At 65.0% G+C, this 25,290-nt stretch carries 23 protein-coding genes and 1 rRNA gene; 13 read left to right on the top strand and 11 right to left on the bottom strand.

Annotated features, from left to right (window positions below; all coding sequences use genetic code 11):
- The first annotated feature begins 9 nt into the window (after positions 1-9).
- From RUGAMON1_RS20760 to ppnP, 8 genes are read left to right on the top strand one after another with little or no spacing between them, the layout of a single operon-like run.
- Positions 10-1,824 (top strand): methyl-accepting chemotaxis protein, encoded by a 1,815-nt coding sequence (locus tag RUGAMON1_RS20760; protein WP_445232319.1) that lies wholly within the window; start codon positions 10-12, stop codon positions 1,822-1,824.
- Between the two features lie 12 nt (positions 1,825-1,836).
- The gene (locus RUGAMON1_RS20755; RefSeq protein ID WP_445232318.1) at positions 1,837-2,280 is read left to right on the top strand and encodes a chemotaxis protein CheW; all 444 of its coding nucleotides are present in this window, start codon (positions 1,837-1,839) and stop codon (positions 2,278-2,280) included.
- Entirely contained in the window at positions 2,277-3,515 is a 1,239-nt protein-coding gene (locus RUGAMON1_RS20750; protein WP_445232317.1) for a CheR family methyltransferase, read from the top strand. Before RUGAMON1_RS20755 ends, RUGAMON1_RS20750 begins: the two co-directional genes overlap by 4 nt.
- A gap of 12 nt (positions 3,516-3,527) precedes the next feature.
- Positions 3,528-4,220, top strand: coding sequence for a chemotaxis protein CheW (locus RUGAMON1_RS20745; protein ID WP_445232316.1), 693 nt, complete (start codon positions 3,528-3,530; stop codon positions 4,218-4,220).
- Positions 4,217-6,520 carry a hybrid sensor histidine kinase/response regulator gene (locus RUGAMON1_RS20740; RefSeq protein ID WP_445232315.1) on the top strand — a complete coding sequence of 768 codons (2,304 nt, stop codon included), beginning with the start codon at positions 4,217-4,219 and terminating at the stop codon, positions 6,518-6,520. Before RUGAMON1_RS20745 ends, RUGAMON1_RS20740 begins: the two co-directional genes overlap by 4 nt.
- Entirely contained in the window at positions 6,517-7,554 is a 1,038-nt protein-coding gene (gene cheB, locus RUGAMON1_RS20735; RefSeq protein WP_445232314.1) for a chemotaxis-specific protein-glutamate methyltransferase CheB, read from the top strand. Before RUGAMON1_RS20740 ends, cheB begins: the two co-directional genes overlap by 4 nt.
- Positions 7,555-7,576: 22 nt before the next feature.
- Complete coding sequence (locus tag RUGAMON1_RS20730; RefSeq protein ID WP_445232313.1) at positions 7,577-8,644, top strand: diguanylate cyclase; 1,068 nt, start codon at positions 7,577-7,579, stop codon at positions 8,642-8,644.
- Positions 8,641-8,955 carry a pyrimidine/purine nucleoside phosphorylase gene (ppnP, locus tag RUGAMON1_RS20725; RefSeq protein ID WP_020705687.1) on the top strand — a complete coding sequence of 105 codons (315 nt, stop codon included), beginning with the start codon at positions 8,641-8,643 and terminating at the stop codon, positions 8,953-8,955. The genes RUGAMON1_RS20730 and ppnP overlap by 4 nt, the downstream gene beginning before the upstream one ends.
- 76 nt (positions 8,956-9,031) lie before the next feature.
- Here the strand turns inward: ppnP and murB are convergent, their stop codons facing one another.
- Positions 9,032-10,060 carry a UDP-N-acetylmuramate dehydrogenase gene (gene murB / locus RUGAMON1_RS20720; RefSeq protein WP_445232312.1) on the bottom strand — a complete coding sequence of 343 codons (1,029 nt, stop codon included), beginning with the start codon at positions 10,058-10,060 and terminating at the stop codon, positions 9,032-9,034.
- 155 nt (positions 10,061-10,215) lie between these two features.
- Between murB and RUGAMON1_RS20715 the strand changes: the two genes are divergently transcribed.
- Complete coding sequence (locus RUGAMON1_RS20715; protein ID WP_020705685.1) at positions 10,216-10,701, top strand: YajQ family cyclic di-GMP-binding protein; 486 nt, start codon at positions 10,216-10,218, stop codon at positions 10,699-10,701.
- 159 nt (positions 10,702-10,860) lie between these two features.
- The gene (locus RUGAMON1_RS20710; RefSeq protein ID WP_116994053.1) at positions 10,861-12,117 is read left to right on the top strand and encodes a nitronate monooxygenase; all 1,257 of its coding nucleotides are present in this window, start codon (positions 10,861-10,863) and stop codon (positions 12,115-12,117) included.
- A gap of 44 nt (positions 12,118-12,161) precedes the next feature.
- Here the strand turns inward: RUGAMON1_RS20710 and RUGAMON1_RS20705 are convergent, their stop codons facing one another.
- Positions 12,162-13,097 carry an exopolyphosphatase gene (locus tag RUGAMON1_RS20705; RefSeq protein WP_445232311.1) on the bottom strand — a complete coding sequence of 312 codons (936 nt, stop codon included), beginning with the start codon at positions 13,095-13,097 and terminating at the stop codon, positions 12,162-12,164.
- 259 nt (positions 13,098-13,356) lie between these two features.
- Here RUGAMON1_RS20705 and RUGAMON1_RS20700 point away from each other — a divergent pair, with 259 nt between their 5' ends.
- Both RUGAMON1_RS20700 and RUGAMON1_RS20695 read left to right on the top strand, forming a co-directional pair.
- On the top strand, positions 13,357-14,061 hold the full coding sequence (locus tag RUGAMON1_RS20700) for a hypothetical protein (RefSeq protein WP_445232310.1): 705 nt from the start codon (positions 13,357-13,359) through the stop codon (positions 14,059-14,061).
- A 29-nt stretch (positions 14,062-14,090) separates the two neighbouring features.
- On the top strand, positions 14,091-14,669 hold the full coding sequence (locus RUGAMON1_RS20695) for a C39 family peptidase (RefSeq protein ID WP_445232309.1): 579 nt from the start codon (positions 14,091-14,093) through the stop codon (positions 14,667-14,669).
- Here the strand turns inward: RUGAMON1_RS20695 and glcF are convergent.
- The 8 genes from glcF to RUGAMON1_RS20655 all read right to left on the bottom strand — a co-directional run bounded on the left by glcF (position 14,666) and on the right by RUGAMON1_RS20655 (position 24,292).
- Complete coding sequence (gene glcF, locus RUGAMON1_RS20690) at positions 14,666-15,892, bottom strand: glycolate oxidase subunit GlcF (protein WP_445232308.1); 1,227 nt, start codon at positions 15,890-15,892, stop codon at positions 14,666-14,668. The genes RUGAMON1_RS20695 and glcF overlap by 4 nt on opposite strands.
- Before the next feature lie 2 nt (positions 15,893-15,894).
- Complete coding sequence (gene glcE, locus RUGAMON1_RS20685) at positions 15,895-16,980, bottom strand: glycolate oxidase subunit GlcE (RefSeq protein WP_445232307.1); 1,086 nt, start codon at positions 16,978-16,980, stop codon at positions 15,895-15,897.
- On the bottom strand, positions 16,977-18,467 hold the full coding sequence (locus tag RUGAMON1_RS20680) for an FAD-linked oxidase C-terminal domain-containing protein (protein WP_445232306.1): 1,491 nt from the start codon (positions 18,465-18,467) through the stop codon (positions 16,977-16,979). The genes glcE and RUGAMON1_RS20680 overlap by 4 nt, the downstream gene beginning before the upstream one ends.
- A gap of 94 nt (positions 18,468-18,561) precedes the next feature.
- Positions 18,562-19,461 (bottom strand): LysR substrate-binding domain-containing protein, encoded by a 900-nt coding sequence (locus RUGAMON1_RS20675; RefSeq protein ID WP_445232305.1) that lies wholly within the window; start codon positions 19,459-19,461, stop codon positions 18,562-18,564.
- A 45-nt stretch (positions 19,462-19,506) separates the two neighbouring features.
- Entirely contained in the window at positions 19,507-21,219 is a 1,713-nt protein-coding gene (locus RUGAMON1_RS20670) for a lactate permease LctP family transporter (RefSeq protein ID WP_445232304.1), read from the bottom strand.
- Between the two features lie 156 nt (positions 21,220-21,375).
- Positions 21,376-22,818, bottom strand: a complete 1,443-nt coding sequence (locus RUGAMON1_RS20665; RefSeq protein ID WP_445232303.1) for a LutB/LldF family L-lactate oxidation iron-sulfur protein — start codon at positions 22,816-22,818, stop codon at positions 21,376-21,378.
- Positions 22,815-23,513: a LutC/YkgG family protein gene (locus RUGAMON1_RS20660; protein ID WP_445232302.1), complete on the bottom strand. Its 699-nt coding sequence runs from the start codon at positions 23,511-23,513 to the stop codon at positions 22,815-22,817. The genes RUGAMON1_RS20665 and RUGAMON1_RS20660 overlap by 4 nt, the downstream gene beginning before the upstream one ends.
- The gene (locus RUGAMON1_RS20655) at positions 23,510-24,292 is read right to left on the bottom strand and encodes a (Fe-S)-binding protein (protein ID WP_445232301.1); all 783 of its coding nucleotides are present in this window, start codon (positions 24,290-24,292) and stop codon (positions 23,510-23,512) included. Before RUGAMON1_RS20655 ends, RUGAMON1_RS20660 begins: the two co-directional genes overlap by 4 nt.
- A gap of 109 nt (positions 24,293-24,401) precedes the next feature.
- Here RUGAMON1_RS20655 and RUGAMON1_RS20650 point away from each other — a divergent pair, with 109 nt between their 5' ends.
- Positions 24,402-25,097, top strand: a complete 696-nt coding sequence (locus RUGAMON1_RS20650) for a FadR/GntR family transcriptional regulator (protein WP_445232300.1) — start codon at positions 24,402-24,404, stop codon at positions 25,095-25,097.
- 89 nt (positions 25,098-25,186) lie between these two features.
- Here RUGAMON1_RS20650 and rrf read toward each other — a convergent pair.
- Positions 25,187-25,290, bottom strand: a 5S ribosomal RNA gene (rrf, locus tag RUGAMON1_RS20645); the annotation flags it as partial.

Genomic DNA, 25,290 nt, shown 5'->3' with positions numbered 1-25,290 from the left:
GGAGAAAAAATGTATAAAGATTTGAGCATCAAGAGCAAGCTGTATCTGAGTTTTGGCGCCATCCTCGCCATCATCCTGGTGCTGCTGTCGATCGCTTACAACCGCTTCAACAGCCTGTCCGAGGCGAACGGGTGGGACCGGCATACGATGGAAGTGATCCAGTCCGTCGACCAGTTGCGCAACGACCTGCTGCAAGTACAGGTGGAGGCGCGCGGCTACTACCTGACCGGCGCCGCCAAGCGCTTCGACCAGACGCACAAGGAACTGTCCGACCTGCCCGGCTCCCTCCAGGCGCTGCAAAAACTCACCGGCGACAATCCGACCCAGGTCGCGCGCTTCAAGGCGCTGGAAGGCATGATTGCCAAGTGGGCCAAGGAAGTCATCGAGGCGCAGCTGGCCGAACGCCATGACCTGGGCGACAAGCCGGGCGCCGCCGACATCATGGGGCACACCGGGTCCCTGTCCAACGGCAATGTCGCGATCAACGACATTTACAAGACCCTGGACCAGGCGACGGCAGAGGAACGCACACTGCTGGCGCAACGCTCCGCGGCATCGAGCCGCTTGCAGGAGACCATGCGGCTGGTGCTGAGCGCCGGCGGCCTTGCCTGCGTGGTGCTGTCGGCCACCATCGCCTGGCTGCTGGGACGTTCGCTGCTGACGCCATTGAACAACCTGACGCACGCGGTGGGCCGCATCGCCGCCGGCGAACAGTCGGCGCGGGCGGCGGTGCTGTCGGCCGATGAACTGGGCCGGGTGACGACGGAGTTCAACCGCATGGCGCAATCGATCCAGGACAACCAGGCCAACGAACTGGCCGCCACCAACCTGCTCAAGTCCAAGGTCGACTCGCTGCTCGGCGTGGTCTCCAGGGCCGCCGCCGGCGATTTGACCGGCAAGATCGAGGTGGCCGGCAGCGACGCCATCGGCCAGCTGGCGCATGGCCTGGACCGCATGTTCGAGAACCTGCGCGCGCTGCTCAACAACGTGCAGAAGGCCGGCATCCAGGTCACCACTTCGGCCACCGAGATCGCCGCCTCCGCCCGGCAACAGGAAGCCACCGGCATCGAACAGGCCCAGACCAGCGTCGAGATCCTCAGCACCACCAAGGAAATCTCCACCAACACCTCGCAGCTGTTGAAAACCATGGAGGACGCCACCGCGGTGGCCGACTACACCACCAGCGCCACCGCCGACGCCCAGACCAACCTGCGCCGCATGGACAGCACCATGCAGCACATGGTCTCGGCCACCGATTCGATCAACGCCAAGCTGGCCGCCCTGTCGGAAAAGGCCTCCAACATCAACAGCGTTTTGATCACCATCACCAAGGTGGCCGACCAGACCAACATCCTCTCGCTCAACGCAGCCATCGAAGCCGAGAAAGCCGGCGAGGCGGGACGCGGCTTCTCGGTGGTGGCCACCGAAATCCGCCGCCTGGCCGACCAGACCTCGGTCTCCACCTGGGACATCGAACAGATGCTCAAGGAGATGCAGTCGGCGGTGTCGGCCAGCGTGATGGGCATGGACAAATTCTCCGAAGAGATCCGCCGCAGCGTGGGCGAGGTGCGCCAGGTGACCGACCAGCTGTCCGGCGTGATGGACCAGGTGCAGAAGCTGGCGCCGCAGTTCGACGCCGTGCTGCAAGGGATGCAGTCGCAGGCGGTGGGCGCGCAGCAGATCTCGGAGACCATGATGCAGCTGAACGACGCCACCCAGCAGACCGTGGAATCGCTCAAGGCCACCAGCGAAGCGGTGCACCAGTTGCAGTACGCGGCGGGAGATTTGCAAACCAGCGTCGCCAACTTTGCCGTCGCGGCCTGAGCGGAGCGTGCGATGAAACTGCTGATCTTCCACATCGGCGCCGACCGCTACGGCCTGCGCCTGCGCGATGTGGTGCGCGTGCTGCCGCTGCTGGAACTGAAGCAGTTGCCGCTGGCGCCGGACGCAGTCGCCGGCCTGATGGACTTCCACGGCCAGTCGGTGCCGGTGATCGACTTGTGCCGCGCCAGCGGCATGGCCAGCGGCGCCGATCATTTCGACACCCGCATCATCGTGGTGGACTACCACGCGCCGGAAGGCACGGACCATTTGCTCGGCTTGCGCGCGGAACGCGTGCTGGGCGTGCAGGAGGTGGCCGAAGCGCAGCTGGCCAACAGCGGCGTGCTGGCGGCGCCCTTCCTCGGCCAGGTCGCCAGCGACGCGACGGGCATGCTGCAACTGGTGGAACTTGAACAACTGCTGCCGGCGTCGCTGCGCGCGATGCTGTTCCAGACATGACACCCGCTCAATCCATGCTGCACGAGGCGACCGGCCTGACGCTGTCCAGGTCCGTGGTCGACCGCGCGATCAAGCACCGCATGGAGCAACACCCCGCCGCCAACCAGGACGCCTATCTGGACCGGATGACGCCGGAGGAACTGACCGCATTGGTGGAACTGGTGGTGGTGCCGGAGTCGTGGTTCTATCGCGATCCGCAAGCCTTCCAGGCGGCGCTCGAATTTGTCCGCGCGCGCCTGGCCGCCGACGCCAACCACATGGTGCGCATCCTGTCCGTGCCCTGCGCCGGCGGCGAGGAACCGTACACGATGGCGATGGTGCTGGCCGACGCCGGCGTGCCGCGCGACAGCTACATCATCGACGCCTTCGACATCAGCCCCGGTTGCGTGGCGCGCGCCAAGAGCGGCGTCTACGGCCGCAACGCCTTCCGCAGCCAGGACCTGGGCTTCCGCGACCGCCACTTCGGCAGCGACGGCGACGACTATCGCATCAGCGACGCCTTGCGCCAGCAGGTGCGCTTCAAACAGGGCAACCTGCTGGAGTTCGACCTGGGCGCGCGCACAGGTCACTACGACGTGATCTTTTGCCGCAATCTGCTGATCTACTTCGACAAGCCCACCACCAAGGCGGCCATCGCTAAGCTGGAAGCCTTGCTGGGCGAAAGCGGCCTGCTGTTCGCCGGCTACGCCGAGGTGCCGTCGTTTTGCCAGCACGGTTTTACGCCGCTCCAGTATCCGCAGGCTTTCGGCCTGAGGAAGGAAGGCGCGCGGGGGGCGCCTGCCTTCAAGCCGCCTGCCAAGGCGGCGCCGCGCACCGCTCGCCGTGCCGCGCCGCCGCCCATATCTGCGCCTGCGCCGGTGGCGAAGCCGGCGCACCGGCTGGCGCCCGTACCCGTCCCGGCGCCGGCTCCACCGGCCGCCACCGACCTGCTGGCCGAAGCACGCCGGCTGGCCGACCTGGGACAACTGAAGGAAGCCGAGAACACCAGCCGCGACCATCTGGCGCAAGCGCCCGATTCGGCGGAAGCCTATTTCATCCTCGGCCTGGTCAACGAACTGACGAACAAGCACAAGCTCGCGGAAGACTACTGGAAGCGCTGCATCTACCTGCAACCGGATCATTACGAAGCGCTGTGCCACCTGGCCCTGCTGGCAGAGACCAACAACGACCCCGGCGCCGCCACCGCGTTGAAAGCCCGCGCCGCGCGCATCTACAAACGCCAGCAAGGATCTTAAGGGCGCCCCACCATGAATACGACCACCTCCCCTATCGCCATCGCCATCGCCAGCATCGACGACTGCTGGAACCGCATCGGCGTCGTCGGCGACCAAAGCTGCGAGAAGCTGGAACAGGCGGTCCACTGCCGCAACTGCGAAGTGTACGCGGCCGCGGCCCAGCGCAACCTGCAACGCGCCGTCGGCGACGATTACAAAAAAGATTGGGCCGCCCACTTCCGCCAGGCCGCCGCCGGCGCGCAGCAGCTGGACGCCTCCTGCCTGGTGTTCCGCATCGGCCGCGAATGGCTGTCGCTGCCGACCAAAATGTTCGTCTCGGTGGCGCAACAGGCCAAGCCGCACCGCCTGCCGCACCGCGCGGAGCGCGGCTTGAGCGGCATCGTCAACGTCGGCGGCACGCTGTATCCCTGCATGTCGCTGGCGGCGCTGCTGGGCATCGATGAAAACGAGGGCGAAGCAGCCACCAACCGCCACACCTTTGCGCGTCTGCTGCTGACGCAATGGGAGGACCAGGCCTATGCGCTGCCGGTGGCCGACCTGCACGGCATCCTGCGCTACGCCACAGCCGCGGTGCAGGCGCCGGCCGCCACCATCAACAAGGGCCTGTCGCGCTTTCTGTCGGGCGTGATTGCGCATGAAGACATGCATATCGGCGTGCTCGACGCGGCGCTGATCGGTTACCAACTTGCGAGGGTACTGCGATGAGCCAGAGCGGCGATAACAACGGCAACGGAGACCTGAGCCAGTTTTCCATGCTGGACCTGTTCCGCATGGAGGCCGAAAGCCAGACCCAGATCCTGACCGACGGCCTGCTGGCCATGGAGCGCCTGAAGGACGACGCCGGCGCCCTCGAATCGATGATGCGCGCGGCGCACTCGATCAAGGGCGCGGCCGCCATCGTCGGCCTGGAAGTGGTGGTGCAGCTGGCGCATGGCATGGAGGACGCCTTCATCGCCGCTCAGCGCGGCAAGCTGGCGCTCTCGCCCAACCGCGTGGACGTGCTGCTGGCGGGCGTCGACCTGATCCTCCAGCTTTCGCGCCTGCAGGACAGCGGCGTCGACGCCTGGCTGGCCGCCAACGCCGCGCTGATCAGGCAGACGCTGGACGCCATCGCCACCATCGCCTTCCTGCCCGAGCCGGTGAACCTGCGGGCGGAAGCCGGCCTGCCGCCACCCGGCGCGCCCAGTGCAGCCAACACGCCTGCCGTCGACACCGTAGCAGCGCCGGCCACGGTCGCCGAGGAAGCCCCGGCTATCGCGCCGCGCACGCCGGCGGCGCTGAAGGCCGCGCAGAACTTCGACCGGCTGCTGTCGCTGGCCAGCGAGTCGCGCATCAACGCCCACCAGATGCATCCCTTCATCCAGGACATGCAGCGCTTCAAACGCAACCAGAGCAGCCTGTTCGCGCTGGTCGAGCAACTGCACGAGGCGATCGCCAACAGCAGCGACGCCGGCCTGAAAGAAAAGTCCCTGCTGGCGCTGCAAAAGACCCACCCACTCAAGCAGTTCGTGCTGGAGCACATTGCCGACATCGAGGCCTACGAGCGCCGCCTGCTGGCCGTTTCGCAAAGCATGGTGGACGAGGTGCTGACGCTGCGCATGCGCCCATTCCGCGACGGCGTGCAGGCCTTCCCGCGCATGGTGCGCGACCTGGCCCGAAGCCTGGGCAAGGACGTGCAGCTGCAGATCATCGGCGAGGACACGCTGGTCGACCGCGACATCCTGGCCAAGATCGAAAGTCCGCTCAACCATATGCTGCGCAACGCCGTCGACCACGGCATGGACGCGCCGGACGGTCGTATCGCCGCCGGCAAGCCCGCCGTGGGCACCGTCGTGCTGGAAGCGAAGCATCGGGCCGGCATGCTCAGCATCGAGATCAGCGACGACGGCCGCGGCGTGGACCTGGAAAAAATTCGCGCCCGCGTGGTGGAACGCAAGATGGCCAGCCCGCAGATGGCTGCCTCGCTGTCGCCGGCCGAGCTGCTGGAATTCCTGTTCCTGCCGGCCTTCAGCCTGAAGGAAAACACCACCGAGATTTCCGGACGCGGCGTGGGCCTGGACATCGTGCACGAAACCATACGTTCGCAAAACGGCACCGTGCGCATCGAATCGGAACTGGGCGTTGGCTTCCGCACCTTCATCACGCTGCCGCTGACGCAATCGATCGTGCGCGCCTTGGTGGTCGACATCAAGGGCGAGGCCTACGCCGTGCCCATCGTGCAGGTGGAGCGTGTGGTCAAGGTCCCGCAGTCGGCCATCCACACGCTCGAGAGCAAGCAGTTCTTCGATCTCGGCGGTGAGCACCTTGGCCTGGTCTCGGCCTCCCAGGTGCTGGAACTGGGCGACACCGACGCCAGCGGCGACGAGCTGGCGGTGGTCGTCATGGGCAGCGGCGCGCGCCGCTACGCGCTGGTGGTGGAAGCGATACGCGGCGAACAAAGCCTGGCGGTGCAGGCGCTCGACCCGATCTTCGGCAAGATGCGCGACATCTCCGCCGCCGCCCTGCTCGACGACGGCGAGCCGGTGCTGATCCTCGACGTGCCCGACCTGCTGCTGTCGATCGACAAGCTGCTGCACGAAGGCAGCCTGCATCAACTGGCCAAGTCCGACCAGGTCGAGCGCCGCAAGACCAAGCGCATACTGGTGGTGGACGATTCGCTCACGGTGCGCGAGATGGAGCGCAAGCTGCTGCTCGGCCGCGGCTACCTGGTCGATATCGCCATCGACGGCATCGACGGCTGGAACGTGGTGCGCAGCGGCGACTACGACCTGGTGATCACCGACGTCGACATGCCGCGCATGGACGGCATCGAACTGGTCACGCTGATCAAAAAGGACATTCACCTGCATAAACTGCCAGTCATGATAGTCTCTTACAAGGACCGTCCCGAAGACCGCGCACGCGGGCTCTCGGCCGGCGCCGACTATTACCTCACCAAGGGCAGCTTCCACGACGAGACGCTGCTCGACGCCGTCAACGATCTGATAGGAGATGCCCGCAGATGAAAATCGCCATCGCCAACGATGTCGCCATGGCAGCCGAAGCGCTGCGGCGGGTCGTCGCCAGCACTGCGGAGCACCAGGTGCTGTGGATCGCCCGCACCGGCGCCGAGGCGGTGCGTATGTGCGCCGACAACCGTCCTGACCTGATCCTGATGGACCTGAACATGCCGGTGCTGGACGGGGTCGAGGCGACCAGGCAGATCATGGAGCAAAGCCCGTGCGCCATCCTGGTGGTGACCGGGCGGCCGCAGGACAACGTCAACCAGGTATTCCGCGCGCTGGGCGCCGGCGCGCTGGACGTCACGGCGACTCCGGTACTGCAAGGCCAGCCCGGCGGCGATGCGGAACTGCTGGCCAAGATCCGCACCATGGACAAGCTGATACGCCACAGCGGCGGCAGCCAGGCGATGATGCCCAAGACGGCGGCCGGCGGCAACGGCGCCGAGTCGCACGACGGCATGGAGCGCGTCACCTCGCTGCTGGCGATCGGCGCCTCCACCGGCGGCCCGGTGGCGGTCTCCAAGATGCTGGCGGGATGGACGCCGCCGCGCGGCTGCGCGGTGGTGGTGGTGCAGCACATCGACCAGCACTTCGCCGACAATTTCGCCCGCTGGCTGGGCGAACAGCTGGAGATGCCGGTGCGCGCCATCGAGGAAGGCGACGAACTGGTGGCCGGCACCGTCCTGATCGCCAAGAGCAACGACCACTTAACGCTGGATCAAAACTATCGCTTGCGTTACGATGCAAGCCCCAAGGACTACGCCTACCGCCCTTCGGTCGACGTGTTTTTCCACTGCGTGGCGCAGCACTGGAGGGGCGAAGCGGTGGGCGTGCTGCTGACCGGCATGGGCCGCGACGGCGCCGAAGGCTTGCTGGCCATGCGCCGCGCCGGCCATGCCACCATCGCCCAGGACCAGGCCAGCAGCGCGGTCTACGGCATGCCGCGCGCCGCCGCCGAGCTGGATGCGGCACAGATGATTTTACCGCTGGCGAAGATCGGCCCGGTCTTGCGCAGCACCCTGGGTGGCCGCGGCTGATTTACCTTTAAAGAGAACACTGATGTCCGAAGTACACGCAACCGCAGCAGATCCGGAACAGACGCTGACCGCCTTCAAGGTCAGGGTGTTGCTGGTGGACGACCAGTTGATCATCGTCGAGGCGGTGCGCCGCATGTTGAGCGACCAGGCCGATATCGAGTTCCATTACGTGACCGACGCCACCCTGGCCCTGGAAAGCGCGCGGCAATTGCAGCCGACCGTGATCCTGCAGGACCTGGTGATGCCGTCGATCGACGGCTTCGGCATGATCCAGCTGTATCGCGGGTGCGAGGAGCTGCGCAACGTGCCGGTGATCGTACTCTCGGCCAAGGAGGACCCGAAGCTCAAGGCGCACAGCTTCGCCACCGGCGCCAACGACTACATGGTCAAGCTGCCCGACAAGCTGGAGCTGCTGGCGCGCGTGCGCTACCACTCCGGCGCCCATATCAACCGGCTGCAGCGCGATCAGGCCTTCCGCTTCTTGCGCGAGAGCCAGAAGCAGCTGGCCGACGCCAACATCGAACTGCAAAAGCTGGCGGCGCTCGACGGCCTGACCGGCATCGCCAACCGCCGCAGCTTCGACGACACCATGCACCTCGAATGGCAGCGCGGCCAGCGCGACAAGCAGCCTTTGACGCTGCTGCTGTGCGACGTCGATTTTTTCAAGCTGTATAACGACAGCTTCGGCCACCTGGCGGGCGATTTGTGCCTGAAAAAAGTGGCCGCCGTATTGACCGAACATCTCAAGCGACCGGCCGACCTGGCCGCGCGCTACGGCGGCGAGGAATTCGCCATTATCCTGCCGGATACACCACTGACTGGGGCACTGATCGTGGCCGAGTCGTGCCGCCGCCACCTGGAACAGCTGGCCGTCGAGAATCCGCAGGCGGATACCGAGTTCTCCACCGTTACCATGTCGATCGGCGTGGCCAGCGTGGTGCCGTCTTCCGCCTCCAGCATCGAACAGCTGATCCAGCAAGCCGACCAGGCACTCTATGCCGCCAAGCGCGGTGGCCGCAACCGCGTGGTGAACGCGGCCGACCTGCCTGGTCTCCCCTCCGTATCGAACCAAGGAAAAACAGCAGTATGAGTGCTCAATTTGATCAAGTCAGCGTCGTCAAGAAATCGAATATCTACTTCGACGGCAAATGCGTTTCGCACAATGTGATCTTTGCCGACGGCAGCAAGAAAAGCGTCGGCGTGATTTTCCCTTCCAGCCTGACCTTCAACACCGGCGCGCCGGAAACGATGGAGATTATCGGCGGCGTATGCAAGGTGCGCCTGGCCGGCGCCAGCGAATGGCAGACCTACGCGGCGGGCCAGGAATTCAAAGTGGGCGGCAATTCGAGCTTTGATATCGAGACCGTCGAGACGGTCGATTACGTTTGCCACTTCGGCTAACCCCGCACGGCGGCGCCCAAGGGTCAGACCCCGTACGGGGTCTGACCCTGCCTTACCGGGTTGCGACACCGCTCAATCATACAAACACCGGTTCCGGCTCCAGCAGCACGCCATAGCGCGCCTGCACGTCCGCCTGAATCGCACGCGCCAGCGCCACCACATCGGCGCCTCGCGCGCCGCCGTTATTCACCAGCACCAGCGCCTGTTTCGGGTACACACCCGCCGCGCCCAGGTTGCGTCCCTTCCATCCGCATTGATCGATCAGCCAGCCCGCAGCCAGCTTCTCGCTGCCATCCGGCTGCGCGTGGTGCACCAGCGTCGGGAAGCGCGCCAGCAGCGCCGCGCACTGCGCGCCCGTCACCACCGGGTTCTTGAAGAAGCTGCCGGCATTGCCGATCACCGCCGGATCGGGCAGTTTGCGGCGCCGGATCGCGATCACCGTGTCGGCCACCTGCTGCGCGCTCGGCGCGGCCAGGCCCTGCTCCGCCACCGCCTGCGCCAGTTCGGCGTAGCGCAGGTTGGGCTGCCACTGCCGGGGCAGCGCGAAGCAGACGTCGAGGATGATCAGGTGGCGGCCGCCCTCCTGCTTGAAGATACTGTCGCGATAACCGAAGCGGCAGGCGGCGGCATCCATCGTGCGCGTGCTGCCGTCCGACGGATCGAACACCGTCACGCTGTGGAACACGTCCTTGGTCTCCAGGCCGTAGGCGCCGATGTTCTGGATCGGCGCCGCGCCCACCGTGCCCGGTATCAGCGACAGGTTTTCCAGCCCGCCCACGCCTTGCGCCAGCGTCCACTGCACGAACTCGTGCCAGTTCTCGCCGGCCGCCGCGCGCACGTGATGGTGACGCTCATCGCCGGCCAGCACTTCACGGCCCTGCAATGCGATATGCAAAACCAGTCCGGGGAAGTCTCCGGTCAGCAGCAAATTGCTGCCGCCGCCCAACACCAGCTTGGGCGCAGAAACCCAGGCGGCATCGGCAAAAACGCCGAGCAGTTGCTCTGTTTTGGTCACGCGCAAATACGCGTGCGCCGTGGCCGCAATGCCGAATGTATTAAGAGACTGGAGTGGAAACTGGTATTGAATGGCTGACTGTGGATGCATGGAGGAAAAACCTGGGAAATTTCATCGATTATAGAGCGAAACAAGTAAAAAACCAGCGCCGATATGGCGGCATCGGGCCGGTTGTCCGTTAAAATGTCAGTCTTTGATGCAGCGGGTTTGATTCATGCTGCATGCCACACGAAAAGGAAATAGTTATGCCGTCGTTTGATGTAGTCTCCGAAGCCGATATGATCGAAGTGAAGAATGCCGTCGAGCAATCTCAAAAAGAAATCGCCACCCGTTTTGACTTCAAGGGTACCGGCGCCTCCGTCGAGCACAAGGAAAACGAACTGACCGTCGTTGCCGACTCCGAATTCCAGTTGCAACAGGTACGTGACGTGCTGACCAACAAGCTGTCCAAGCGCAAGGTCGACGTGCGCTTCCTGGAAGACGGCGACATCAAGAAAATCGGCGGCGACAAGGTCAAGCAAGTGATCAAGATCAAAAACGGCATCGAATCCGACGATGCCAAGAAGATCGTGCGCGTCATCAAGGATAGCAAGATGAAAGTGCAAGCGAGCATCCAGGGCGAAGCGGTGCGCGTCACCGGCGCCAAGCGCGACGACCTGCAGGCGGCCATGGCCATGCTGCGCAAGGACGTGCCGGAAATGCCGCTGGAATTCAACAACTTCCGCGACTGACCCTCTGCCCGCGACGCCCGCCGCGGCGTCACAATGCTGTAGTACACATGGAGTAGAATCGAACCGGGCTCCATGCAAGGTGTACTGCCGCGCGACCGCATATTACGCATAGCGCCGGGCTTTGTTCCCGGCAACCACTACGGTAGTCTAAGGATAGCAATGAAACGTGTTGATGATTTCCGCCTGCGCTTTGGCAAAAACGAGTACGTGCCCATCATGGTCGGTGGCATGGGCGTGGATATTTCGACGTCCGAGCTGGCGCTGGAAGCGGCCCGCCTGGGCGGCATCGGCCATATCTCGGACGCCATGGTGGAAGACGTGTCGGACCGCAAGTTCGACACCAGCTTCGTCAAGGACAAGACCAAGCTCTACAAATTCAATATCAACAACATGGACAAGTCCGTGGTGCAGTTCGACCTGGAACGCCTGGCCGACGCGCAGCGCCGCCATATCGGCGCCACCATGGCGGCGAAGCAAGGCCCCGGCCTGATCTTCGTCAACTGCATGGAAAAGCTGACCATGAACGGCCCGCGCGAAACCCTGCGCACCCGCCTCAATGCGGCGCTGGACGCCGGCATCGACGGCATCACGCTGTCGGCCGGCCTGCACTTCGGCTCGTTCGCGCTGATGGCCGACCACCCGCGCTTCCGCGAAGCCAAGCTGGGCATCATCGTCTCGTCGGTGCGCGCCTTGCAGATCTTCCTGCGCAAGAACGCCAAGCTGGACCGCCTGCCCGACTACATCATCGTCGAAGGCCCGCTGGCCGGCGGCCACCTGGGCTTCGGCATGGACTGGGCCGAGTACGACCTGATGACCATCACCCAGGAACTGCTGGACTACCTGAAGGCGGAGAACCTCGAGATTCCGCTGATCGCGGCCGGCGGCATCTTCACCGGCAGCGATGCGGTACGCTTCCTGGAAGCGGGCGTGGCGGGCGTGCAGGTGGCGACCCGCTTCACCGTGACCAACGAATGCGGCCTGCCGGCCAAGGTCAAGCAGGAATATTTCAAGGCGTCGGAAGAGGACATCATCGTCAACGGCATCTCGCCGACCGGCTACCCGATGCGCATGCTCAAGAGCACGCCGGCGATCGGCGCCGGCATCCGTCCGGGCTGCGAGTCGTATGGCTATCTGCTGGACGCGACCGGCAACTGCGCCTACATCAACTCCTACAACCGCGAAGTGGCGGCGCATCCGGACGAGAAGAACATCGTGGTGATGGACAAGACCTGCCTGTGCACCCACATGCGCAACTTCAACTGCTGGACTTGCGGGCACTACACCTACCGCCTGAAAGACACCACGCACAAGAAGGCCAGCGGCGAGTACCAGCTGCTCACCGCCGAGCACGTGTTCAAGGACTACCAGTTCAGCATCGACAACCAGATCGCTCTTCCTGAAAAAGAAGAGGCGTAAATTAAAAACAAACGGCGCTCACTGAGCGCCGTCTTCTTATCCGGTCAGCCTTCCGAATTTATTCGGGCGATCAACGCTTCCAGCACCTCTTCCGAACGCTCATTGTCGACCTGGCAGGTGCCGGCGTTCTCATGCCCGCCGCCGCCGTACTCCAGCATCAGCGCGCCGATATTGGTCTTGGACGTGCGGTTCAGGATCGACTTGCCGGTGGCGAACACGGTGTTCTGGTTCTTCAGGCCCCACAGCACGTGGATCGAGATATTCGTCTGCGGATACATGGCGTAGATGATGAAGCGGTTGCCGGCGTAGATGATCTCTTCGTCGCGCAGATCCAGCACCACCAGGTTCTTGTGCACGGTCGCGCAGCGGCGGATTTGCTCCTTGCACTTCTCGGCGTGCTCGAAGTACAGGTCCTTGCGCTCCCTCACGTCCGGCAAGGCCATGATCTCGGCGATCGTGTGGTTCTTGCAGTAGTCGATCAGGTCCATCATCAGGTTGTAGTTCGAGATGCGGAACTCGCGGAAGCGTCCCAGTCCGGTGCGCGCGTCCATCAGGAAATTCAGCAGATCCCAGCCTTCGGGATTCAACACTTCCTGCTCGTTGAAGCGGGCGGCGTCGCCCTTGTCCACCGCCACCATCATGTCGTGCCACGAGGCCGGGAAGGCTTTCTCGGCGCCGTAGTAGTCGTACACCACGCGCGCGGCCGACGGCGCCTCAGGGTGGATCACATGGTTCTTGCGTTCGCCCGTGTTGCGGATGGTCTCCGACAGATGGTGGTCGAAAGCGATATGCACGCCCGGCACGAACGGCAGATTGGTGGTGATGTCGTTGTCGCTGATGGCGATCTTACCGTCCTGCATATCCTTCGGATGGACAAACAGGATCTCATCGATCATATCCAGGTGTTTCAACAGCACTGCGCACACCAGGCCGTCAAAGTCGCTGCGCGTTACCAGACGATATTTTTTTGCTTCTGACATGAATGCACCTCTAGTGGATTGAACATGACGATGGACTAATAATACAACCCAAATCTGCACGTGGACAGCAATTGTGATGACACGTTGCAATACGTCACAATCGACCGCTCCACCTTTCGATTGTCAGGAAACCAAACATTCGCACAGCATCTGTCTCAATTGTGGAAAAACGACAAACTTGCAATTTGGATTACCTAAAATGGCCGCGCCGTCCCGATGCCGGCAGCCCTTTCCATCCATATGCAAGGAGACAGAAACTATGCCCCGTATTTCCACATTCCTCGGGCTGGCCGCAGCCGGCTGCCTGAGTCTGACCAGCCCCACGCTGCTGGCGCAGACCGCGCAGATTGCCGCTTCGCCGCAGGCGCAACTGGATGGCGCGAGCAGCGCTGTCCGACGCGACTTCACGCAATTCGTCCAGTACCAGGTGCAGAACCACGCCGGCAGCGCGCCCCAGGGATTCCCGCTGGAAGTGGCCGACGTCCAAGACCTGAAGGATGCCCGCATCGCCTACGGCTTCCCGGTCTACACCGTCGCCCCCGCGGACCTGCTGGCCGGCCGCAGCGAACTGCGGACACTGGCCAAGCCCACCGGCATCTGGCGCTTCGTCATCACGCTGGCCGACCAGCCGATCGGCCTGGCAACGGTGGAGCAAGTCAACGGCAAATGGGAGACGGTGGCCTATGGCGCGGCCGTGATGGCCAAGGACCTGGACGCGGCCATGAGCGCGTACGCCAACGCGGAGCGCTCGAATGTGCGCGTGCTGCGCATCTATCAGGCACAGTCCGACCTGCTGGAGGTGCACGGCGGCCAGGGCGGCGCGGCGCGCTACGCGCCACTGCATTCGGCCCGCCAGTCGCTGCTGCTGCAACGCAAAGGAACCGGCGATGGCTTGCTCGATGCAAGCGAACTGCTGGAGCCGCTGCGCGCGGCGGTCAAGAAAAACCTGGAAAGCGCGCGCTGAGCCGCCGCGCCTGACACAAGGAGATCCACATGAAAAAACTCAACCACCTGATCTTGAGCGCAGCCCTGCTGGCAGCGCTGCCATCCGCCTTCGCGCAATGGAAAACCCTGAACGTGCCGCTGGTCACGCAGGAGCACAGCCAGTGGTGCTGGGCCGGCTCCAGCAAGGCCGTACTGAACTTCTACGGGCAAACACCCAGCCAGTGCCAGATCGTCAACTGGGCCTTCGGCCTGAACTACGCTTGCGGCAACACGAACTTCAACTGGAACAGCAACGCCAACCAGCCCAACAGCATGTACGGCAGCAATGGCAGCGTGCAGAACATCCTGAAGGCCTGGGGCGTGGCCAACACGGCCTACAACTCGGCCTCGTCCTGGAACAGCGTGGTGTCCGACATCAACGCCAACCGGCCGTTCGTGATCCGCTATGGCTGGACCGGCGGCGGCGGCCACATCATGGTGGGACGCGGCTATGAAACCGCCAACGGCGTGAACTACGTGTACATCATGAACCCGTGGCCGGGCGAAGGCCAGACCTACCGCACCTACAGCTCGGCGGTGTACGCGTCCGACCACCAGTGGACGCATACCCAGCGCATGAACAACTAAGCGAGCATCTGGTCGATCAATTCGATCCAGTGCCCCACCGGCAGCGGCGTCCCCGATTGCAAATGGCTTTGGCAGCCGATATTCGCGGACACGATGCGGGACGCGCCGGTGGCCTGCAGACCGGACAGCTTGCGGTCGCGCAGCTGGTGCGACAGCTCCGGCTGCAGCAGCGAATACGTGCCGGCCGAGCCGCAGCACAGATGGCTGTCGGCGCACAGGCGCACGTCGACGCCGGCCGCGCGCAGCAGCTCTTCGACCTTGCCGCGTATGCGCTGCGCATGCTGCAGCGTGCACGGCGGATGAAACGCCACCGGCTCGGCCGGTGGCCGCCGCTTCAGCAACGCCAGCAAGCCTTCCCGTTCGTCGCACAGGATCTCGCTGATGTCGCGCGTCAGATCGGAGACCCGCCGCGCCCTGTCGGCATACACGGGATCGTGCCGCAGCAGATGGCCGTATTCCTTGACCGTGGCGCCGCAGCCGGAGGCGGTCATGACGATCGCTTCCGCGCCGGCTTCCAGCAGCGGCCACCACGCATCGATATTGCGCCGCATGTCGTCCAGCCCGCCGTCGTGGTCGGCCAGGTGGTAGCGGATCGCGCCGCAGCAGCCGGCGCGCGGCGCCACCACCAGTTCCACATCCAGCGCCGCCAGGATGCGCGCGGCGGCGCTGTTGATATTCGGCGCCATCTCCGGCTGCACGCAACCGTCCAGCAACAGCATCTTGCGCGACTGCCCGCCGCGCGGCCAGTCGCCGGCCACCGGCGCAGACTGCACCTTTTCCTGCAACGCCGGCGGCAACAGCGGACGCACCATGCGGCCCATCTTCATCGCGGGCCGGAACAGCCAGGCGCGCGGCAGCGCCTCCTTCAACAGCAGGCGCTGATAACGCTGGCGCGCCGGCCGCCCCACCTGCTGCTCGACCACCTTGCGGCCGATGTCGAGCAAGCGCCCATACTGCACGCCGGACGGACAAGTGCTCTCGCAGTTGCGGCAGCTCAGACAGCGGTCCAGATGCAGCTGCGTGCGCTGCGTGGCCGCCTGCCCTTCCAGCACCTGCTTGATCAGATAGATGCGGCCGCGCGGCCCATCGAGCTCGTCGCCCAGCAGCTGGTAGGTGGGACAGGTCGCGGTACAGAAGCCGCAATGCACGCAGGCGCGCAGGATCGCCTCGGCCTCGTCGCCGTCGGCGGTGTTCTTGAATTGTTCTGCCAGATTGGTTTGCATGATTACAGGTCCCGGTACATGCGGCCGGGATTGAAGATGCCGGCCGGGTCGAACTGCTGTTTGAGCTTGCGATGGATCGCGTGTACGGCCGGCGCCAGCGGCTGGAACACGCCGTGCCGCTTGTCGCCGCCGCGGAACATGGTGGCATGGCCGCCCAGCTCCGCCGCCCGCGCGCGCAGCGCAATCGGATCGGCCGCGCTGCGCAGCCAGCGTTGCGAACCGCCCCACTCGATCAGCTGCATGCCGTCGTCCAGTGCGGACAGCGACTGCGCCGGCGTCGTCGACGGCAGCGACAGCCGCCACAGCGGCATCTCCGCTTGCGCGAACCACGCATGCCGGTGTTCGCGCAAGTCGCTCCACCAAAGCGCGGCCGCTTCCGGATCCAGCGACTCGCCGCCGATATGCTGGGCGGCCGCCGCCACCGCCGCCCGCGCGCCGGACAGGCGCAACGTCAACGCGCCGTCATGCCACGAGGACGCCGACAGCGGCAGCGGCTGTCCGGCCCAGCGGTTCAGGCGCAGCAAGGCATCCTCCTGTCCCAGTTCCAGCCGCAGCGTCGCTTCCGCCGTCGGCCGTGGCAGCACTTTCAGCGACACCTCCAGCACCAGTCCCAGCATGCCCAGCGATCCAGCCAGCAGGCGCGAAACATCGTAGCCGGCGACGTTCTTCATCACCTGCCCACCAAAGCGCAGCAGGTCGCCGCGGCCGTCCATCAGCACCACGCCGAGCACGAAATCGCGCACCGCGCCGACGCTCTGGCGGCGCGGGCCGGAAAGCCCCGCTGCCACCATGCCGCCCACGGTGGCGCCGGGGCCGAAATGAGGTGGCTCGAACGCCAGCATCTGCCCCTGCAGCGCCAATTCCCGTTCCAGCTCCCGCAGCGGCGTGCCGCAACGCGCGGTAACCACAAGCTCGGTCGGCTCATAGGCGACGATGCCCTGGCAGGCGGACGTCTCCAGCACTTCGCCTTCCGGTGCTTGCCCGTACCAGTTTTTGCTTCCACCACCGCGCACGCGCAGCGGCGTGCGCGCCGCGCCGGCGGCCACGATGCGGTCGCGGAACTGGTTCACTATCGATTCCATCATCATGCTGCCACCTGCTTGACAAACTTGAACACGCCGCCGCGCACCTGCCGCTTGCCGTATGCGGCGCAGCGGTCCAGCGTGGGTATGGCCTTGTTCGGATTGAGCAGGAAGGCGCCATCGAAGGCGCGCTTCACGCCGATAAACACGGCGACTTCGTTCACGGTGAACTGCCCGCACATGGCGTCGATCTTCTCGATGCCGACGCCATGTTCACCGGTGATCGTTCCGCCCACTTCCACGCACAGGGCCAGGATCGCCTCGCCGAAGCGTTCGGCGCGGTCGAATTCGCCGGGCTGGTTGGCGTCGAACATGATCAGCGGATGCAGGTTGCCGTCGCCGGCATGGAACACGTTGGCGCAACGCAGGCCGTAGGTCTGCTCCATGGCGGCGATGCCCTGCAGGACTTCGGCCAGGCGCTTGCGCGGGATGGTGCCGTCCATGCAGTAGTAGTCGGGTGAAAGACGACCCGCCGCCGGAAACGCGTTCTTGCGGCCGGACCAGAAGCGCATCCGCTCCGCCTCGCTGCGCGACACCGCGATGGCGCTGGCGCCGGCGCGCAGCAGCACCTCGCTCATGCGCTCGATTTCCTCAGCCACCTCTTCGGGCATGCCGTCCGATTCGCACAGCAGGATGGCGGCGGCGTCGGTGTCGTAGCCCGCCTTGACGAAAGGCTCGACCATGCGCACGCTGGTGCGGTCCATCATCTCCAGGCCGGCCGGGATAATGCCGGCGGCGATCACCTCCGCCACCGCATCGCCGCCGGTGACGACATCGTCGAACGACGCCATGATCACCCGCGCGAGCGGCGGCTTCGGAATCAGGCGCACCGTCACCTCTGTGACCACGCCCAGCATGCCCTCGGAGCCGATGAATACCGCCAGCAGGTCCAGGCCAGGCGCGTCAAGCGCGGCGCCACCCAGTTCGACAATCCCGCCATCCATCGACACCATCCGCACCCGCATCACGTTGTGCAGGGTCAGGCCGTACTTGAGGCAATGGACGCCGCCCGAGTTCTCGGCCACGTTGCCGGCGATGGTGCAGGCGATCTGCGACGACGGATCCGGCGCGTAGTACAGTGCATGCGCCGTGGCCGCCTCGGAGATCGCCAGGTTGCGCACGCCGGGCTGCACGCGCGCCGTGCGCGCCAGCGGATCGAGCTCCAGGATGCGGCTCATTTTCGCGGTCGAGATGACGATGCCATCGGCGATGGGCATCGCGCCGCCGGACAAGCCCGTGCCCGCGCCACGCGGCACGATGGGCACCTGCAGTGCGCTGCACGCCTTCAGCAGCTCGATCAGTTGCGCCTCCGTTTCGGGCAGCGCCACGGCCAGCGGCAGCTGCCGGTACGCTGTCAGGCCGTCGCATTCGTAGGGTCGGGTATCCTCCTGCTCGGACAGCAGGCAATGCGGTGGAAGCAGGCCGCGCAGCGCGGCCAGTATGGCCTGCTTGCGGTCGTGCAGCAGTGACGGTGGTGCGAGCGGCGCGTTCATGAGTGGCCTTGGATGCGATGGAAATGGCGTCCAGTGTAGCGGCCCGCGGCGCGCTCCAGCGGTGAAAAAAATTAACCGCTGGAGCGCAGATTTTTCATGCGTCGCGTTCGTGATCGGGGTAGGCGGCCATCAGCCAGTCGATGAACAGCGTCACCTCCGGCCGGGCGCGGGCGCTCTGCTCGTACACGACGTAATAGGCGTGCGGCGGCGACGCCAGGCGCACGTCGAACAGCTGCACCACTTCGCCGCTGGCGATCATGTCCTGCGCGAAGTGTTGTCGCGTCAATCCCACACCGTGGCCATGACGCACCGCCTCCAGCAGCAGGCCCAGATCGTCGACACGCAGCGCGTCGACGGGCTCCGGCCAATCCAGGCCGGCCTGCTCGAACCAGGGTTTCCACTGCTCCAGCGCGGAGCGCAGCAAGGTGGCCTTCTTCAGATCGGCCGGCGTCTCCAGGCCGCCGATCCGCTCCAGGTATGCCGGGCTGGCGACGGCAAACGCCGGCTCGCCAAACAGCCGCGTGGTCACCATGTCTGGATATTTTCCGGCGCCGAAACGTACTTCCAGGTCCGTCTCGTTGAGGCACAAATCATACAGGGGCACCGACAGGAAGACTTCGACCACGATCTCGGAATGGGCTGCGGTGAACTCGGCCAGGCGCGGCATGAGCAGGTAGCGCGCGAAGGTTGGCGGCACCGTGATCTTGACGCGCGGTTGAACCGGCGCGCTGCGATGTGGAAGCGGGAAATCCGTCAGCGTGCGCAGCGCCTGGCACACCACGTCCAGGTAGCTGCGGCCGAACGCCGACAGCGTCAGCGAACGGCCGTCGCGTATGAATAAACGGTCGCCGACAAACTCCTCCAGCAGGCGGATACGGTGCGACAACGCCGACGGCGTAATGCACAGCTGCTGCGCGGCGACCGCAAATGAACCGGCACGCGCCGCCGCCTCGAAGGCGGACAACGCGTGCACTGGGGGGAAACGTCTGGGCATGGTTATGCGCCTTTCACAATCCCTTGGCAGGGCTGGGAGACGGCGTCAGTGTGGCACCATCCCCGTGAATACATACGCCTGCAATACCGTCATGATACCAACGATGGTGGCGAACAGCAGGCTATGTTTGAGGGTAAAGCGGAACAACTCGGATTCACGCCCCACCAATCCGGTGGCGGCGCAGGCGACGGCGATCGACTGCGGCGAGATCATCTTGCCGGTTACGCCGCCGGTGGTGTTGGCCGCCACCAGCAAGGTGTCCGATACATTGATCTGGTGCGCCGTGGTGTTTTGCAGGGAGCAGAACAAGGCGTTCGATGAAGTGTCCGATCCGGTCAGGAACACGCCCAGCCAGCCGAGGAACGGCGAGAAGAACGGAAAGGCGGCACCGGTGCCGGCCAAAACCAGCGCCAGTGTCGAGGACATGCCGGAATAGTTGGCGACAAACGCAAACGCCAGCACCAGGCCGATGGACAGGATAGGACGGCGCAGTTCAACCACCGTATCGACCAGCGCGCGCAGGCCGGCCATCGGTTTGAAGCGCAGCAGCGCCATCGAGACCAGCGTGGACAACAGGATCGCGGTGCCGACGGCCGACAGCAGGTCCAGCTTGAACACCGCCTCATAGGCTTTGGGCGCAGCCACGATGGGCGTCATCTTGACCACCATCTGGTCCAGATACGGCACGTGGAATTTCATCACGGTGCCGGCCAGTGCACCGCTGCCGGCGAACAGCGCCTTGAACTGCGGCAGGCTCCATACGGTGACGATGGCGGTCAGGATGCCGAATGGCGCCCATGCACGCACCGTCTGCGCCGTGCTGTATGGCGACTGCTTGCGAATACGCGGCTCCGCGCCGGTGGACGAACCGCCGCCGAAGGTCGCCATTGCAGCCGTGCCGCCACCCATCGAGATGGTGCTGCGCGCGCCGGCTTTGGCGCTGGCCGGCTGCCACACTTTCAGCAGCGCCGTCAGCGAACCAAGGCTGACCAGGGCGGACGTGATGTCCGGCAGTTCAGGGCCGATGAAATTCGAGGTGATGTACTGCGTCACGGCGAAGCTGCCGCCGGCCACCAGCGCAGCGGGCCAGGTTTCCTTGATGCCGCGCTTGCCGTCCATCATGAACACCAGCCAGAATGGCACCGCCAGCGACAGCAGCGGCAACTGGCGGCCGGCCATCGCGCCGATCTGCATGGCGTCGATGCCGGTGACCTGGCCGGCCACGATGATGGGAATGCCCATCGCGCCGAACGCCACCGGCGCCGTATTGGCGATCAGGCACAGGCCCGCCGCGTACAGTGGATTGAAGCCCAGGCCGACCAGCAGCGCCGAGGTGATCGCCACCGGCGCGCCGAAGCCCGCCGCACCTTCGAGGAAGGCGCCGAACGAAAAGCCGATCAGCAGCATCTGCAGGCGCTGGTCATCGGTAATCGACAGCACCGAGGCGCGGATGATATCGAGCTGTCCGGTGCGGTCCACTACTTTGTACAGGAACACCGCGGTGACGATGATCCAGGCGATCGGCCACAGCCCGTAGGCGAAGCCGTAGCCCGCTGCGGCCAGCGCCTGCGGCACCGGCATGCCGTAGGCGAAGATGGCGACTGCCAGTGCCAGCGCCAAGGTCACGGCGGCGGCGACGTGGCCTTTGATGCGCAGTACCGCCAGCGCGAGGAAGAAGAAAATGATCGGTACGGCGGCAACCAGTGCCGACAGCCCCAAACTGCCTAGCGGTGCGTAAATCTGATTCCAGGTTTGCATTGCGGTCTCCTCCAAGAGTACAAGTATTTTTTTGTAGAGCTAAAAGATGCGACGAGTGTAAAGGCGCGGCGCCGGCTTTCGGTGGTGCGAAAAGATGAAATGAATTAGCCGCAGCGGTGAAAATTATTCACCCCATGCCGAGGCGCCAATACCACGCTATTCGGCCTGCCCCCTTTCCCGCAGCAGGTCGGCCAGGCTGCGCGCGGCCGGCTTGAGCGGTTCGCGGTGACGGGTCCATCCCAACTGGCTGCGCGGCGTGAACGCGCGCAGCCGCGTGGCCGCCCAGCGGAACCAGCGATACACACCAGGCCGCGCGAAGGCGCCGCTCCAGAATCGCCACACCAGCCGCTCGCTGCGACTGAAACTGGCGCCCTGCCCGCGCAGCGCACGTTCAACTTTTTGCGCCGGATCGCGATTGGCCTCGGTGCGCAGGCGCACCAGCAGGGCCGGTATCGGTATGCGTACCGGACACACCTCGCCGCATGCGCCGCACAGGCTGGAGGCGGTCGCCAGGTCGGCGGTCGCTTCAAGCCCCAGCAGGTGCGGGGAAATGATCTTGCCGATCGGGCCCGGATAGGTGGTGCCGTAGGCGTGGCCGCCCACCCGCGCATAGACCGGACAGTGGTTGATGCAGGCGCCGCAGCGTATGCACTGCAGCGTGGCGCGCAGCTGCTCGTCGGCATAGGCTTGCGTGCGGCCGTTGTCGAGCAACACCACGTGCAGTTCGCGCGGCCCGTCCATTTCGCCGGTCTGGCGCGGTCCGGTGATCAGGTTGAAATAGGTGGTGATCGCCTGCCCGGTTGCCGAGCGTGTCAACAGGCTGGCCAGCGGTACGATGTGCTCCAGCTTAGCCACGACTTTTTCGATGCCCATCAAGGCGATGTGCACATCGGGCACGCTGGTCGACAAGCGGCCGTTGCCCTCGTTTTCGACCAGCCACAGGGTGCCGGTATCGGCCGCCGCGAAGTTCACGCCGGACAGGCCGATATCGGCGTCGGCAAAGGCCTGGCGCAGCGCGCGCCGGCCGGCCTGGATCAGCGTGTCGACGTCTTCGCTGTAGGGCATGCCCGGGATGTGCTGCTCGAACAGCGCGCCGATGTCGGCGCGGGTCTTGTGCACCGCCGGCATGACAATGTGCGACGGCTTCTCGCCCGCCAGTTGCACGATGTATTCACCCATGTCGGATTCGATGCAGTCGATGCCGTGTTGCGCCATGTAGTGGTTCAGCTCCACTTCCTCGCTGGCCATCGACTTTCCCTTGATGATGTTGCGCGCGCCGCGCCGCCGGGCGATTTCGTGGATGATGGCGTTCGCTTCGTCGGCGGTCGCGGCCCAGTGCACTTGCGCGCCGGCCGCTTGCAACTTGGCTTCGAACTGCACCAGCAGCTGCGGCAGATGGGCCAGCGCGTGCTGGCGCACCGCTTCGCCCAGATCGCGCAGCCGTTCCAGTTCATCGCCGTCGGGGAATTGCGCGCGGCGCTTATCCTGCAGGAAGTCCATCGCGCCGCGCATGCTGCCGCGCAGTTTGGAGTCTTGCAGCGCGTCGCTGACGCGGGCACGAAAATCGGCCGGCGGGATAAACTTCAAAGGAGCGTTCATGCTGTCGCCTCCAATGCATCGCAGTCGTCGATGATGAACACCCACAGCGCGCGTGGACCGTGTGCGCCATAGGCCAGCGTTTGCTGGATGTCCGAAGTCTTCGACGGGCCGGACACCAGCACCAGGTTGGTTGGCATGGTGGCGCTCCAGGCTTCGGCGTGCATCGCCGCATGCAGGTCCGCATGCAGCGTGCTCGCATAAACCAGCGCCACGTGCAGTGGCGGCACCAGCGACACCGTGCGCGGCGTGCCCGCATCGGGCGCCAGCACCAGCGTGCCGGTGGCGGCGATGCCCGAGCGCGCCACGGTAAAGCCGGCGTCCACGTCCGCAAACAACTGGTCCTTCCATTCTTCCAGCGGACGGTCGAACGCCACGGCTCGCACTGCGGCGGGCAAGGCTGCTGCCAGCGCGGCGCCTTCGGCAGCGTTGGTGTCCATCAGCAGGCTGCCTACACCGGCGGCCGCGAGCTTTTGCGCCAGCAGCGCGGGCCAGCTGTTGGCGTCGACGCGCCATACGTCGGTGCGCACCGACGTCATCACGCGCTCCAGTGTGTCGGCCAGTTCGGTGCATGTAGCCCCGCGCAATGGGCCGCGCACGTGGTGGACGTTGATGCGGTCTTCCAGCTCGCGTATCGGCATGCCGGGAGCCGGTGCGGCGGCGAGCAGCTTGCCCAGTATGCGTTCGCGTGCGCTCATGCCGCCGCTCCCGTCCGGCGCCACAGGAAGCTGGCCAGGTGCTCCACCTGCAGCGGTGCGCCTTGCCGCTTGGCGGCGTGGCCGATGTTGAGCAGGCAGCCGCAATCGGCGGAAACCAGCCGCTCGCAACCGGTGGCGCAGGCGGCGGCGATCTTGTCGCTGACCATGGCGCCGGAAATGTCGTCATGCTTGAGTGAGAAGGTGCCGCCGAATCCACAGCATTCCGACTCATGGGCGTGTTCCACGCGCCTTACGCCGGGCAGCGCGTCGAGCAAGGCAACGCCGTGGGCACGCGTGCCCATCTCGCGCCGCGCGCCGCAGGAGGTGTGCAGCACCACCTGTTCGTCCGGCTGTGGCGGCGCGTCGGCAAAGTTCACGTGCAGCACGTGCAGCAGGAATTCACTCAGTTCGTAGACGCGCTCCGACAACTCACGCGCCTGGGCGGCGGCGCGCGGGTCGTCGTCGAACAGCGTCGGCCAATGGTGGCGCATCATGCCGGCGCAAGAGCCGGACGGCACGATGACCGGCCAGGGTTGGGTGAACAGATCAAGTTGTGCCCGCGCCACCGCGCGCGCCTGTTCGGGATTGCCGCTGCTGTAGGCGGGCTGGCCGCAGCAGCTCTGGCCGCGCGGGAAATGTACCGTCAGACCTTCGCGCTCCAGCAGGCGTACGGCATCGAGTCCGGCTTCGGGCATGAACAAGTCGATCACGCAGGTGCCGAACAGGTAGACGTGTGGATGGGCCAGGTCCGGGCCGGGCGGATAGTGTCGCGCTTGCATATGAGGTCTCCTCTGTTTTTGCTTATTCGTCGGACAAGCACCATAATTCCCGTGCAGCGAGGCCGTCGCAAATTGGTTGGACCAGCAGAGACCACAGGAGAGCGTCACAATGAAAACAAGCGGACTGGTCGAGGAAGTGTTGCGCAAGCTGGAGACGGCTCTGCTGGACGGCACTTATCCGGCCAACGCGCGCCTGCCTGCCGAGCGCGCGCTGGCGGAACAATATGAGGTGTCGCGCAATACGATACGCGAGGCGCTGCAGCGCCTGGTGGCGCGGGGGTTGTTACGCAGCCGGCGTGGGGCCGGCGTATTCGTCAGCGACCAGCTGCGCACCAGCACGGCGTCGCCCTGGGGACAGCTGGTGACCGACCATCCGGCCGTGCTGGCCGATGTGCTGGAATTCCGGCGGGTGCTGGAAGGCGCGACGGCCTACTATGCGGCGCTGCGCGGCAATGAAGAGGAACACGGACAGATCCGCAATTTATTGAACAGCCTGGAGCAGGCCCGCATTAGCGACGACCAGGCGGTGGAAGCTGCGATCGACGCCCGCCTGCACGAAGCGATAGCACTGGCGTCGCACAACAGCATGTTTCTGCATCTGCACGCCAGCGTGCTCGGCATCCTGCGCGAGCACATTACGTTGAACGGATCCAGCCTGCGGGCGCTCGATGCCGAAGTCTCGGGCCAGCTTCTGCAGCAACACCGCGCCATCTGCCTGGCGATATGCGCGCGCCGGCCGGAAGCGGCACGCACGGCCATGCAGGCGCACATTGATTACGTCGTCAGTAGGATGGAAGCAGCTTGATTGGTCCAACCAATCTTCTGCCCCTTCGGCCGAATAAACGCAAAAAAGCCCCGACTGGATCACCAGAAGGGGCTTTTTCTATATAACTAGCCTGACGATAACCTACTTTCACACTGGTTGCAGCACTATCATCGGCGCAGAGTTGTTTCACGGTCCTGTTCGGGATGGGAAGGGGTGGGACCAACTTGCTATG

It is taken from the genome of Duganella rhizosphaerae (assembly GCF_040364205.1).
Taxonomy (GTDB): domain Bacteria; phylum Pseudomonadota; class Gammaproteobacteria; order Burkholderiales; family Burkholderiaceae_D; genus Rugamonas; species Rugamonas rhizosphaerae.
This window is presented reverse-complemented; position numbering and strand designations above follow the sequence as displayed.